Source organism: Acinetobacter endophylla, assembly GCF_053543775.1.
This window is the reverse complement of the sequence record NZ_JBLVOM010000077.1, coordinates 1-12,945: the sequence shown is the minus strand read 5'-3', so window position 1 is coordinate 12,945 and position 12,945 is coordinate 1. Positions and strand designations below refer to the sequence as shown.

The window sequence follows — 12,945 nt, the reverse complement described above, 5'->3', positions numbered from 1 at the left end:
CATTGCATCAAATTATTAGGAGATAAACTCAGTGCAAGGAGTTTTGATAGCCAAGTCAATGAGATCCATGCACGTGTGGCAGTCCTTAACAGATTTACGGAATTAGGTCGACCACTTACCCAAGTTACGCCTTAAATTTGGCTCAATTAGGGGCGCTTTGCATTTCAAATCTTTGTGCAACAAAGCCGAAAGGAAATAAAACTTGTATACTAAGTTTTGGCGCACTAATTGCTTAATTCATTCTATTTTTTGACTGTTTGATATAACAAATTAGGAAGTGGATGTGACAGCAACATATTTACGTGGGCAAGATCTGATAGACCAGATTCAACAACAAGACTATTCCAGAGATCTGATTGGCTATCATGGAGAACCACCCAAAGTGGAATGGCCAAATGGTGCTCGTGTCGCGGTTCAGTTTGTATTGAACTATGAAGAAGGCGGTGAAAACCATGTAGAACATGGTGATGCAGGTTCAGAACAGTTTTTGTCAGATATTATTGGCGCGGCCAGTTTTCCAGACAAACACATGTCGATGGATTCCATGTACGAATATGGCTCACGAGCGGGCTTTTGGCGCATTCACCAAGAGTTTAAAAAACGCCAACTCCCCATGACCATTTTCGGTGTGGGTATGGCTTTGGCACGCAATCCTTACATTGTGGAAGCGATTAAAGCAGCCAATTATGATGTCGTATCGCATGGTCAACGTTGGTTGCATTATCAAGATATGCCAATCGAACAAGAACGCCAACATATGGATCAAGCTATTAGCGTGCTTGAAACGCTATTTGGTAAAACACCAATCGGTTGGTATACCGGACGTGATAGCCCGAATACTCGAAAATTACTTGCTGAATTTCCTCAGATTCAATATGACTGTGACTATTATGGCGATGACTTACCATTTTGGAGCACAGTGACGAATGTAGATGGTGCAACACGTCCGCATTTAATCATTCCATATACACTTGAAAGTAATGATATGAAGTTTTGCTCGCCGGGTGGTTTTAATAGTGGTGAGCAATTTTATCAATACCTTAAAGATGCCTTTGATGTGTTATATGCCGAAGGTGAAACTGCGCCAAAAATGCTATCTATTGGTATGCACTGTCGTATTTTAGGGCGACCAGGACGCTTTAAAGCACTACAAAGATTCTTAGATTATGTGCAATCGCATGAAAAAGTATGGGTTTGTCGTCGTGCCGATATTGCAGAACATTGGATAAAACACCATGCACCGTAATAAAAAAAATAAAGAAGAAAGAGAGGCTTAGCGCCTCTTTTTTTGTGCCTATAAAAAGCAATTTGTCTAAGAAATAAGGGATTGGCATTGATATTGCAAAACATGTTTTGAACGAACATTAAATATTTTTAGGCGATTTAATAGTGCAACTTGTTGAATTTAATCAAGCATCCGAAGCCGATGTAAAAACATTTTTAAAGCACTGTGTGCAAATTGAAAGCTGGGCGAATGAGCTGCTCAGTCAGCGTCCGTATGCATCATTAGACAGTATTTTGGAATACGCGGCTCAAGCTGCTCGTACATGGTCGTGGGAAGAAATTAAATCTGCTTTAGATAATCACCCGCGTATTGGTGAAAAAAAAGCCCAAGCTGAACTTTCTGAATTAGAAAAGAATTTTTCCAACCGTGAACAATCCGCTATTTCAGCCGATGAAGAAACACAAATGGCATTGCTCAAAGGCAACATCGCTTATGAAAAAAAGTACGGCTATATCTTCTTAATTAAAGCTTCAGGCTTAAGCAGTGAAAATGTATTACAAGCATTGCAGTACCGTCTGCTGAATGATCCAGAAACTGAAAAGCGTATTGTCCATCATCAATTGGCTGAAATTGCCTTATTAAGATTAAAACAGGAGCTAAGTGCATGATCAGCTCACATATTTTAGATACAAATCTGGGGAAACCTGCTGCCAATGTCTTGATTAAATTATTCAATGCAGACGGTATGTTACTTGGTGAAGGGCAAACCAATGCAGATGGCCGTGTGACCGACTTTGGTTTAAGCGAATTTTCTACGGGTAGCTATAGCTTAGAGTTTGCCACAGCGGACTATTTTGAAAGTCTTAATACCGAAACTTTTTTCCCAAAAGCAGTGATTCATTTCTTAGTAAAAGATGCCTCACAGCATTTTCATATTCCTTTGTTGATTAGCCCTTTTGCCTATTCAACATATCGCGGTAGCTAAAAACAGCATCATAAAACGGATCGGGGGATATAAAAATGACAGAACAAAATCAAACAGTTTCACCAGAACATGAATATTTAGGTGCAGGGAAAAGCCTAGCTTATGGCTTACAACATGTATTGACGATGTATGGCGGTATTATTGCGCCGCCACTGATTATTGGTACAGCCGCAGGACTTGAACCTGCACAAATTGGTTTATTAATTGCAGCAGCATTATTTGTCGGTGGTTTAGCCACGATTTTACAAACGGTCGGTGTGAAATACATCGGTGCAAAATTACCCCTAGTTCAAGGCGTATCCTTTGCTGGTGTGGCAACGATGATTGCCATAGTCACTGCAGGTGGTGGGCTTTCGGCAGTATATGGTGCGGTTATTGTTGCTTCATTAATCGGTTTCTTTTTAGCACCATATTTTTCAAAAATTATTCGTTTTTTCCCGCCAATCGTGACCGGCTGCGTGATTACCGTGATTGGTTTGTCATTGCTACCTGTCGCAGTACGTTGGATGATGGGTGGAAATAGCAAAGCGCCTGATTGGGGCAGTGCTGAAAATATTAGTTTGGCTTTTCTAACTTTAGCCATTGTCATTGTGCTGAATATTACTCGAAACGCTACAATTCGTCGTTTATCCATCTTATTAGCAATTGTGCTAGGTACAGTGCTGGCATATGCGATGGGCTTTGGCGATTTCTCAAAAGTCGCAAATGGCAATTGGATTCAATTCCCAAGTTTCTTTGCCTTTGGTATGCCAACATTTGAACTGAGTGCCATTATTGCCATGCTAATTGTGACATTGGTGATTATGACTGAAACTACAGCTGATATTATCGCTGTTGGTGAAATTGTCGGTACCAAAGTCGACGCTGAACGTATTACCAATGGGCTACGTGCCGATATGCTTTCAAGTGCAGCAGCACCAATATTTGGCTCATTCATGCAAAGTGCCTTTGCACAAAATGTAGGCTTGGTCGCGATTACTGGTGTAAAAAGCCGTTTTGTTGTTGCAGCGGGTGGCTTAATTTTAGTTGTATTGGGTATTTTACCAATTATGGGCCGTTTGATTGCTGCAATTCCTGTACCGGTATTGGGTGGCGCAGGTTTGGTATTGTTCGGTACAGTGGCTGCAAGTGGTATTCGTACTTTAGCTAAAATTGATTATAGTGAGCAAAAGAACCTAATCATTGTTGCTACAGCAATTGCCGCAGGTATGATTCCAATTATTGATCACTCATTCTATGCGAACTTCCCAAAATGGGTACAAACCCTGTTCCATTCAGGTATTAGTTCAACGTGCCTCATGGCCATCGTATTAAATATTGTGTTTAACCATCTAAACTTTTTTAAAAGTAAAGAAGTGAATAAAACCAGCAATATTGTTATAGATAGTCATCACTAAGCTATTCAAAATAAATAAAAAAAGCTCACATTAATGTGGGCTTTTTTTATTAAAAAATCTAATATTGGCTTTGTTTTTGCTAAATAAATTACTCAAAACGTATTTATCGCTAGGAAAAACAATTTAATGAAATTTATGCCTCTTTCAGCTGCAATTCTATGCACTATTTCAGCCAACTCTATCTTTGCAGCCCCAATCTGGCAAGACTTCAGTATTACCGGTCTATATGGCACCGACTATCAGCTCATTGCAAAAGAAGACAAACAAACCACTGTGACATTTGAATACGCGTCAAAGCTTAAATATGGTGATTTCTTCATTTTTGCCGACCGTACACATAATGACGTCGGCGATCAAACCTATTTTGAAGCATCACCACGATTGAGTTTAGGCGCTGTAACGGGTAAAGAACTTAAATTTGGCCCTGTAAAAGATGTATTGCTTGCAACCACTTGGGAAGCGGGTAGCAACATGGATAATTTTCTCTATGGTATTGGCTTAGACTTTGATGTGCCATATTTTCAATATGCAAAATTAAATTTATATAAAGTGAATAATGATACTAAAGCTGATGACTATCAAATGACGCTTACCTATGCCATACCTTTTAAAATTGGCTCAGAATCTTTCTTAGCAGATGCTTTTCTGGATTGGTCAACTGCGGAAAAAGGCTCAGCCAGTGAGATGAACTGGACCAGTCAATATAAATGGAATGTGGGGCAACATATTTCCCCAGATACACGCCTGTATGTAGGCGTTGAGCATTCAGTTTGGAATAATAAATATAATATTAAAGGTAAAGATGAAAATAACGTCAGTGCGCTAGTGAAATATCACTTCTAATTGATTCGTTAAAACCGTACATCGTTACACAACATACTGCACAAGACTTAAAAGCCCCACGGATGGGGCTTTTAATTTCTGAGACAATTTTAAATTGAGGTTTCAATTTCAATGATAGTTTAAATTTATGCCACGATATTGAGTACTTCATTAAACTGATAAACATCACAATTATGTCCAATACCAATACGATCAACCACGGCAAAGTTACTTGGCGCCTCTAAAGTTAATAGAGGGTGATGCCATGTACCTGCATGGTAGTTAACACCTTGTGTACCATCTGAAATAAAAGCACAGAGTTTTGAAATATCAGGCGTTTGATCATCCAATGCAGGTGCCACCACAATTAAAAAAGCCTGACCTTGCATCGGGATAAAAGCTTGTGAGCCATTCGGATGTCGCTCAAGCATCGAAACCGAAAAAGGAATTTCTGTCTGTTTAATATTACGAAAAATACTAATACCTGCATGTGCTTCACCGAAGATTTCAGTGGTTACAAGGGCATGATAACGCTCGGTATGTGCATCATTGATATGAAAAAAATCCTGTCCTCCGCAGCAAATCACCTCACCAAAAGGGGCAAAGTTTTCAATGCTCAGGGGCTGTAGCTGAATTGTTTGAACCATGTGTAATTCTTTTATTGTCTATATCAAGTGTAGGAGAAGAAGGATAAAACCACAGTACTTATCCTTCTCGATGTAGAAAGTATTCAAGCTTTCAATTTAGCTTTTGGTTTTACCCCACAAACGAATACGGCTGATACCACCATCTGGAATCATATTAATGCGAATATGCGAGATCTTTTCATGTTGCAAAATTTCGTTTACAAAGCTATGAATATGATCCATTTGCATGTCTTGTGCTTCAAGCAAAAATGGCCAGAACATACTTTGTGGAATTAATTGTGGATCAGTTGCATCTTTAACATATACGGCTTGAATAGAGACTTGGGCTGGAAAGTTGCCTTTAAAGTGTGCCGTATCGATATCAATTTTTTCAATTGCACCAGTTTGACCCAAAGCCAAAATACACCAATCAAAGCCCGGTGCACGACGACGTTTGGTTTCCCAACCATCACCCATATTAATTCCGCGACCTGGGTTAATCAGATTACGTGGATGACCAAAATGTGCATCGCTATAAGCAATTACACGTCCACCATTTTCTAAAGCAACTAAATCAATTGTTGCAGTGTGATCTTGTTGTTGAACGCTCACTTCACCATACACTCTAAAACGAGCAACACCACCATCAGGAAAAATATTTAAACGCACATGAGTAAAAACTTGGTCAGCTGTAATCGGCAAAACATGATGCTGACTTGGGCCAAGTACGTTGTTCTCTAATATGTTCAACCATTCAGCTTGAGCAAGATCGCCATCAGGGGCGTAGCAGGCTTCAACTGAAGCTGAAGCAGGGTAATTCCCAGTGAAGAAGGTAGTGTCAATATCTAAAGCCTTAATATGCCCAGCTACGCCCAATTGAATAATTGCCCAGTCATAACCTGTGTGACGTTTACGGCGCGTTTCCCAACCATCCATCCATTTACCATGGTCATCGAATTTATCTTCAACAAAAATTGGCGCGTCAAATTGAAGCATACGTTTTGCTTCTGCGAAAAATTCATCTGAACATTCAATAATTTTTGCACCAATACGGTCATCTGCCAAATTGGTAAGTGTCTGTAATTGTGCAGGAATATCAAAATCGGGTGCTAATAAAGTCGCCATATATTAAATCCATTCGCTATTTTCTTTCAAAATTCATGCTTTGCGCTATCGTGCTACAAAAAATTTAACAAACGATAAAAACAAGCATTTACACGCGTTTAGATGCACAGCGTGTGCCAACTTTGGATTTTTTTCAGGGCGCTTTATAAAAAATGGCACGCTTTTAGCATTTTATGACTTAGAAACTTATAAAACACAGGGGAATTATAGATGGAAATTACAATTATTGGTGCAGGTATGGCGGGTCTAACTACAGGCATCGCACTAAAAAAATTCGGACACCAAGTAACCATCTATGAACAGGCAGAACAAATTTTACCGGTGGGTGCTGCTATTTCGTTATGGTCTAACGGTGTGAAATGTCTAAATTATTTGGGTTTGACAGAGCAAGTTGAAAAGCTTGGCGGCAAAATGGATAACCTTGCTTATATTGATGGTCTGACGGGCGATGTGATGACCCAGTTTAGCCTTTATCCATTGATTGAAGAAGTCGGGCAACGACCATATCCGGTATCACGTGCGGAACTTCAGAATATGTTAATGGATGAATTTGGTCGTGAAGATATTCATCTAGCTAAGAAAATGATTTCTTTTGTTGAAGAAGGAGAGCGTGTAAAAATTCAATTTGCAGATGGTAGCGAAATAGAATCTGATCTATTGGTGGGTGCAGACGGTACACACTCAATTACTCGTGCCTATGTTTTAGGTGAGCAAGTTGAGCGACGCTATGCAGGCTATGTCAATTGGAATGGTCTCGTTGATGTCTCAGACGATTATGCCGCAGCAGATCAATGGACAACGTTTGTAGGTGAAGGCAAACGTGTTTCACTGATGCCAGTGGCGAATAATCGTTTCTATTTCTTTTTTGATGTGCCGTTAGCTGTTGGTCTTGAAAATGATCGTAGCCAATACAAAGCTTTATTCAAACAATACTTTAAAGGATGGTGTGAGCCTGTCCAAAAGTTAATTGATGCAGTCGATGTGCAAAAGACCAATCGTGTAGAAATTCACGATATCGAACCATTTGCCAATTTTTACAAAGGTCGAGTGGTGATTGTAGGTGATGCAGCGCACAGTACAACACCTGATATTGGTCAAGGCGGCTGCCAAGCGATGGAAGATGCTATCTATTTGGCACGTTCATTGCAAATTAATACCTTAGGTTTACAAGATTCTTTACGTCGCTATCAGAACAAGCGTAATGAACGTGCCAATGAGTTGGTACTTCGTGCCCGTAAGCGCTGTGATGTGACACATATGAAAGATGAAGCGGTGACCCGAGAGTGGTATGAAGAGTTACGTAAAGAACAAGGCAATCATATTATGAAGGGAATTATTAGTAACATTGTCGGTAATCCACTCGACTAAGCTGTAAGACACAAAAAGAAATGTAAAACTAAAAGGTTAGCTTTCAGCAGCCAGTGTGAATATTCACACTGGCTTTTTTTAGCTATTTAGAAACATTAGATTGAAGAGCAAAGGATTAAATGTTTAAGGAAGTTGCTTTAATTGCAATTTGATTTCTTCCATTTTTTCGACCAATAAATTTACCATTATTTGTGAAAGACGAGATGTTTGACGTTTTGAAGCGACGCACAGTGCAATGGTTAAACGATGCATACCTTTTTCACGAATGGGCTTAAATACGATCTTTTTTGAGTTTAAAAGTGGTAATGCATCCATATATGACATTAAGCCAATGCCTAATTGTTGTTGAATTAATGATGTTATCATTCTAATGTCATTACATTCTATCTTTTGTATAGGATTAAATTTGTGATGTTTATAGAGTGTATGTACATAATCACTGATGACTAAGGGCTCACTTGGCATGATATGACGCTCATTTAAAGTGTCAGATAAATAGATTTTATCCATGCCGGCTAAGGTGTGATGTGGTGATAAAACATAGCCTAAAGGAATTTCAATAAAGGATAAGATTTCTAATTGATTGTGACTTTTAGGATTTAAGATAATGCCAAAATCTAATTCTGCATCAATGATTTTTCTCGATATTTCTTCACTGCTATTCATACTGATATTGAGATTAATCCATGGATAGCTTTCAGCCATGCGTTGAATACAATCCACGACAAAACCATCATTTAGGGCAGAAATAAAACCCATTTCAATATTGCCGCGACTTAATCCTTGAATTTCATCAAATCGAATTCGAGTCAGCTGATATTCTTTTTGCCATTTAAGCAAATCAGCATAAAGTAATTCACCTGCTAACGTTAGCTTCAGCCCCTGCGGTAAACGCTCAAATAAAGCAACGCCTAACTCTTCTTCAGCAAGAACAATTTGCCGATGCACTGCAGAGACTGAAATAAAAAGCTGTTCTGCGGCTTTACGTAAACTGCCAGTACGGGCAACAGCCATAAAATATTCAGAAAATCGGGAAAAGGTAATCGACATACAGCTATTCAATCTCACGGGCAGTTTACAAAGTACTTATCCATGCTTAAGCGATTTTCATGCCATAACTTTTGATTTTTTCAATTCATTCTGCTTTTGTGTTCTAAAAAGCAGAACATTGTATGCAAATCATTCTAATAGAAAGAAATGCTATCCAAACGTATTTTTGACTTAGAAAAGAACGAATTAGCCCTAGTTACATGGCATAAAAGTTCTGCAAATAATGCGAATGTAGAGATTTAAAAATGAATGCGATTCCTGTACTGAATTTATTTACCCAACCACAATGCAGTTCATTTGATGCAAACGATTGGAATATTTTAGCGCAGCATTGGTACCCAGTTGCACGTACACAGGACGTTTCAGAACAACCGCAACAAGTACAATTACTTGATGTGAAAATGGCATTGTATAAAACTGAAAGTGGAAAAATTCATCTCGTGCGTGATATTTGCCCGCATCGTGGTGTGCCATTAACCAAAGGCTGGGTGAAAGGCGAAGAAATTATTTGCCCATACCACGGCCTACATTATAACGGTGAAGGAAAGTGTGTAAAAATTCCTGCACAGCCGGAACTTACACAAATTTCAGATCGTTTTTCACTGACCAAATTTCCAGTTGTAGAAAAATATGGACTTATTTGGACCAGTTTATTTAACCGCGATGTATCGAAAGCCAATTTTCCAGATTTAGACACGTGGGACAGTGAAGAACATCAGTCAATTCTCCCTCCATTTGTCGATATTGCTGGATCAAGTGGCCGTCAGCTTGAAGGCTTTATTGATGTTGCGCACTTTGCATGGGTACATAACCAAAGTTTTGCTGATCGTGAAAATCCTAAAGTACAAAAATATTCGACCGTTCGAACGGATTATGGCTTACATACAGAGTATGTGAGTGATGTCAGTAACTATCCGCATGGCTTACAACATTTAGCACCAGATGATTTTTTATGGAAACGTACTTTCGATGTCTATCCACCATTTTCAGCTATTTTGACTATCGACTTTCCTGAAAATGGCTTACTTAAAATTTTAAATGCGTGCTGTCCAGTTTCGCACAATAAAACGCGATTATTCGTTCCCTTAACTCGTAACTTTGATACTACAGGAGACTTACAGGCAGTTTATGATTTCAATGCACAAATCTTCGCTGAAGATCAGGACATGGTGGAAAGCCAAAAACCAGAAGAACTTCCTTTAGATATTTCAATGGAGGCACATTTTGAGGCAGATCGTTCATCAACCACTTACCGCCGAATTTTGGCAGAGTGGGGATTGAGCAAACGCTATACAGTTTAAAATGGCTTTGTTGCACAAAGATTTAAAAGATAACACTCTGCTCATTTGAACAGAATTCAAGTGACAACTTGGGTATGAGGACGACCTAATTCTGTAAATTTGTTCAATACGGCTATGCGTGCATGAATCTCATTCACCTGACTAGAAAAACTCCTTGCTGTTAATTTATCACCTAATAGTTTGATGCAATGCATCTTGGTTTCAACTAAACTTCGACGATGATAACCAGACCATTTTTTCCAAAGCGTTCTTCCTAAACGTTTAACTGTTTTCAGTAACTCATTCCGCTCTAAAGATCTCAATTTCTGATCTTTCCATGGTTTTGCATTTTTTCTTGGCGGAATGAGCGCATGTGCATCTCGATCTAGAATGACTTGTCTGCAGTGCTTCGTGTCATAAGCACCATCGGTATAGACCGAATCAATTCGTTCATCTAAGGGAATTTGAGCAAGTAAATCACCGAGTACTTGCGAATCGCTCACATTATTTGTAGTAAGCTGTACTGCACGTATTTGCAAGGTTTCAGCATCGATGCCAATATGAAGCTTACGCCATTGGCGACGATATTCAGGTCCATGTTTCTTACGTTTCCACTCACCTTCACCTAGAAACTTTAAGCCAGTTGAGTCGACGAGTAGATGTAGCCCATCACTACTTTTTTGATAGCTAATCGCAATATCAATATGTTTTTGTCTTCGACAAAGCGTACTGTAATCTGGTGCGGTCCAATTTAATCCACAAAGTTTAATCAGACTTTGAACAAAACCTGTGACCATGCGTAAAGAGAGTCTAAATAAAGATTTGATCATTTTGAAATTATAGGACTGAATAAACCTTATAGGCTAGGTTTGTGCAACAAAGCCCTGTGTATCTGATATTTATGCATCTTTCAATTTCTGAAGATACTATTCATCCAATATCCGCTGTTTTCGATTGAGAACAGCATTCAAAATCACAGCACAAAAAGCCGTTAGCAAAATTGGGCTGTTTAACAGAGGTGAAAGATAAGATGGTAGTTGTGAGAAAATAGTAGGTGAGAATACAGGCAACATACCTATGCCGGCACTGACTGCAATGATGTAGAGATTATTCACATTTTGAAAGTCGACACGCTGCAGTACTTTGATACCATTAGATGTCACCATCCCAAACATAAACAATGCGGCTCCACCTAGAACACATGAGGGTATAGACGCAACAAAGTAAGCTATTTTAGGAAATAGACCTAAAAGGATTAAAAACACACCAGCTAAAGCACATACACTGCGATTCTTAACACCTGTGATCGCTAGCAAACCGATGTTCTGAGCATAGGATGTATACGGGAAGATATTAAAAATCCCACCAATCATTGTGCCAAGGCTGTCAGCTCTAAAACCGCGAGTCAATTTTTCCTGATCCACCTCTTCTTCAACAATTTCACCTACAGCCATGAACATCCCAGCTGTTTCAATGAAAATAACCAGCATGACTACGCACATAGTCAAGACAGCCCAAAAGTTAAACTCTGGAATACCGAAGTGAAATGGCATCACCCAACCTAACCATGGGCTTTCATCTATCTTGTCTAAAGAGATGAGGCCAGAAAATGCAGCGATGATATAACCAATTCCCATCCCGATTAGAACTGAAATGTTGCCCAAAAAGCCTTTAACATAACGGCTGATGATAATAATGCTTAATAGAACACAGGCAGCGATAGATAAGTACAATGGATTTCCAAAGTCTTTTACCCCATATCCGCCAGCGGACCATGTGCCTGCAATACCAATGAGAGATAGACCAATCACAAGAATTTGAGTTCCTGTCACCACAGGAGGGAAGAATCGTATTAACTTTCCAATAAATGGTGAAATCAGGAAGCCAAAGATCCCTGCGATAATGATTGCCCCAAATACACTTAGTAGTCCCATATCTGGATTAGTCCCAATTGCAATCATTGGGCCTACTGCAGTAAAGGTAACTCCCATCATAATGGGAAAGCGAATACCTACATTTTTAAAACCAATAGTTTGAATGAGGGTGGCAATGCCACAAACAAATAGATCTGCAGTAATTAAGAAAGCAATTTCTGCAGTGCTTAACCCTAAAGCTCCTCCAACAATTAGGGGAATTGAAACAGCACCTGCATACATTACCAAGACGTGCTGGATACTGAGAAAAATCATGGAGCTTGGTTTTAAGTTATTGGCTGTGATTGTGTTAGGGTGTGTCCTCATTTGGCTTTGCACCAAATAAATATGCAGGCTATACGGATCATAGATTTATAATTGCGTGCCAGTTTATCAAATCGAGTTGCAATAGCACGGAAATGTTTTAATCTCGAAAATGCATTTTCAACTAAATGTCTTAATTTATATAGATATTTATCAAACTCCTTATTCGATCTCTTACTGTTTGATCTCAATGGAATAATGGGAATCATATTCTTGTTCTTGGCATATATTCTAATGTGCTCAGCATCATACCCCTTATCAGCAATGAGATAAGTTGCCTCGTCTACCGTATCAATCAGTTGTTTTGCAACTTGACTGTCGTGGACGTCACCCTCAGTGATTTTAAAATCAATCGGTAATCCATTCGCGTCGGTTGCAAGATGTATTTTTGTTGTTCGTCCACCGCGTGATTGTCCAATTGCTCTTTCGAAACCATGCCGAGCTCCACTTGCATGTTGATGCACGCGTATGTAGCTTGCGTCAATGAATACCCATTCCTGATCCAAGATGCCTCGTAATCTAAAAAAAATTTATCCCACAATCCCTTGCTTGCCCAACGATTAAAACGATTGTAAGCAGTTTGCCAAGGACAAAATTCTTGGGGAATATCACGCCATGTGGCGCCTGTACGAAGTTTCCATAAGATCGCTTCCATGATATTTCTACTATTCTTTGAACAGTAACAACCGTGTAATCGCATAGTATCTTGAATTTGCTGCCAGATATCATCGGTAAGAAGAGTACGTGCCATTGAAAATATAGAAATAAAAATAACTCAAAGGAGGATTTTAAGTATTTAAAACCAATTCTTCAAATGAGGACACGCCCTA

12 protein-coding genes and 2 pseudogenes are annotated in these 12,945 nt (G+C 39.2%); 8 read left to right on the top strand and 6 right to left on the bottom strand.

Features of this window, described 5'->3' with window-relative positions; genetic code table 11:
- The 6 genes and pseudogenes from ACNPNW_RS05065 to ACNPNW_RS05040 form a co-directional block, all read left to right on the top strand.
- Nucleotides 1-135 (top strand): annotated as a pseudogene (locus ACNPNW_RS05065) (IS5/IS1182 family transposase); the annotation flags it as partial.
- Nucleotides 136-283: 148 nt separating this feature from the next.
- Nucleotides 284-1,246 (top strand): allantoinase PuuE, encoded by a 963-nt coding sequence (gene puuE / locus ACNPNW_RS05060; RefSeq protein WP_000127611.1) that lies wholly within the window; start codon nt 284-286, stop codon nt 1,244-1,246.
- Between the two features lie 143 nt (nt 1,247-1,389).
- Nucleotides 1,390-1,893 carry a 2-oxo-4-hydroxy-4-carboxy-5-ureidoimidazoline decarboxylase gene (uraD, locus tag ACNPNW_RS05055; RefSeq protein WP_005265718.1) on the top strand — a complete coding sequence of 168 codons (504 nt, stop codon included), beginning with the start codon at nt 1,390-1,392 and terminating at the stop codon, nt 1,891-1,893.
- Nucleotides 1,890-2,210 carry a hydroxyisourate hydrolase gene (gene uraH, locus ACNPNW_RS05050; protein WP_000625767.1) on the top strand — a complete coding sequence of 107 codons (321 nt, stop codon included), beginning with the start codon at nt 1,890-1,892 and terminating at the stop codon, nt 2,208-2,210. The genes uraD and uraH overlap by 4 nt, the downstream gene beginning before the upstream one ends.
- Before the next feature lie 35 nt (nt 2,211-2,245).
- Nucleotides 2,246-3,607, top strand: a complete 1,362-nt coding sequence (locus ACNPNW_RS05045) for a nucleobase:cation symporter-2 family protein (RefSeq protein ID WP_000139429.1) — start codon at nt 2,246-2,248, stop codon at nt 3,605-3,607.
- Between the two features lie 126 nt (nt 3,608-3,733).
- A complete protein-coding gene (locus tag ACNPNW_RS05040) occupies nt 3,734-4,450 on the top strand; it encodes an outer membrane protein OmpK (protein ID WP_004778009.1) in 717 nt (238 codons plus the stop codon).
- A 125-nt stretch (nt 4,451-4,575) separates the two neighbouring features.
- On the opposite strand, the gene ACNPNW_RS05035 is transcribed toward ACNPNW_RS05040, so the two are convergent.
- Nucleotides 4,576-5,076, bottom strand: coding sequence for an ureidoglycolate lyase (locus tag ACNPNW_RS05035; RefSeq protein WP_000250866.1), 501 nt, complete (start codon nt 5,074-5,076; stop codon nt 4,576-4,578).
- 96 nt (nt 5,077-5,172) lie between these two features.
- Nucleotides 5,173-6,180, bottom strand: a complete 1,008-nt coding sequence (alc, locus tag ACNPNW_RS05030; RefSeq protein ID WP_448766628.1) for an allantoicase — start codon at nt 6,178-6,180, stop codon at nt 5,173-5,175.
- A 210-nt stretch (nt 6,181-6,390) separates the two neighbouring features.
- Between alc and hpxO the strand changes: the two genes are divergently transcribed.
- Nucleotides 6,391-7,548: an FAD-dependent urate hydroxylase HpxO gene (gene hpxO / locus ACNPNW_RS05025; protein ID WP_000406591.1), complete on the top strand. Its 1,158-nt coding sequence runs from the start codon at nt 6,391-6,393 to the stop codon at nt 7,546-7,548.
- A 123-nt stretch (nt 7,549-7,671) separates the two neighbouring features.
- On the opposite strand, the gene ACNPNW_RS05020 is transcribed toward hpxO, so the two are convergent.
- Nucleotides 7,672-8,598, bottom strand: coding sequence for a LysR family transcriptional regulator (locus ACNPNW_RS05020; RefSeq protein ID WP_005265716.1), 927 nt, complete (start codon nt 8,596-8,598; stop codon nt 7,672-7,674).
- Nucleotides 8,599-8,843: 245 nt separating this feature from the next.
- Between ACNPNW_RS05020 and ACNPNW_RS05015 the strand changes: the two genes are divergently transcribed.
- A complete protein-coding gene (locus ACNPNW_RS05015; protein WP_005090794.1) occupies nt 8,844-9,899 on the top strand; it encodes a Rieske 2Fe-2S domain-containing protein in 1,056 nt (351 codons plus the stop codon).
- Nucleotides 9,900-9,955: 56 nt separating this feature from the next.
- Here ACNPNW_RS05015 and ACNPNW_RS05010 read toward each other — a convergent pair.
- From ACNPNW_RS05010 to ACNPNW_RS05000, 3 genes and pseudogenes are all read right to left on the bottom strand, one after another.
- Nucleotides 9,956-10,708 (bottom strand): annotated as a pseudogene (locus tag ACNPNW_RS05010) (IS5-like element ISAha2 family transposase); the annotation flags it as partial.
- A gap of 96 nt (nt 10,709-10,804) precedes the next feature.
- Entirely contained in the window at nt 10,805-12,118 is a 1,314-nt protein-coding gene (locus ACNPNW_RS05005; RefSeq protein ID WP_448766627.1) for a nucleobase:cation symporter-2 family protein, read from the bottom strand.
- A protein-coding gene (locus ACNPNW_RS05000) for an IS5 family transposase (RefSeq protein ID WP_448766392.1) occupies nt 12,115-12,866 on the bottom strand; the annotation gives its coding sequence in 2 pieces (ribosomal slippage) (nt 12,115-12,632 and nt 12,632-12,866; 753 coding nt in all). Before ACNPNW_RS05000 ends, ACNPNW_RS05005 begins: the two co-directional genes overlap by 4 nt.
- Nucleotides 12,867-12,945: the final 79 nt, after the last annotated feature.

Coding starts and splice junctions, on each gene's coding strand:
- uraH (WP_000625767.1), top strand. CDS start 1,890: ATGATCAGCTCACATATTTTAGATACAAATCTGGGGAAACCTGCTGCC.
- ACNPNW_RS05045 (WP_000139429.1), top strand. CDS start 2,246: ATGACAGAACAAAATCAAACAGTTTCACCAGAACATGAATATTTAGGT.
- ACNPNW_RS05040 (WP_004778009.1), top strand. CDS start 3,734: ATGAAATTTATGCCTCTTTCAGCTGCAATTCTATGCACTATTTCAGCC.
- ACNPNW_RS05035 (WP_000250866.1), bottom strand. CDS start 5,076: ATGGTTCAAACAATTCAGCTACAGCCCCTGAGCATTGAAAACTTTGCC.
- alc (WP_448766628.1), bottom strand. CDS start 6,180: ATGGCGACTTTATTAGCACCCGATTTTGATATTCCTGCACAATTACAG.
- hpxO (WP_000406591.1), top strand. CDS start 6,391: ATGGAAATTACAATTATTGGTGCAGGTATGGCGGGTCTAACTACAGGC.
- ACNPNW_RS05020 (WP_005265716.1), bottom strand. CDS start 8,598: ATGTCGATTACCTTTTCCCGATTTTCTGAATATTTTATGGCTGTTGCC.
- ACNPNW_RS05015 (WP_005090794.1), top strand. CDS start 8,844: ATGAATGCGATTCCTGTACTGAATTTATTTACCCAACCACAATGCAGT.
- ACNPNW_RS05005 (WP_448766627.1), bottom strand. CDS start 12,118: ATGAGGACACACCCTAACACAATCACAGCCAATAACTTAAAACCAAGC.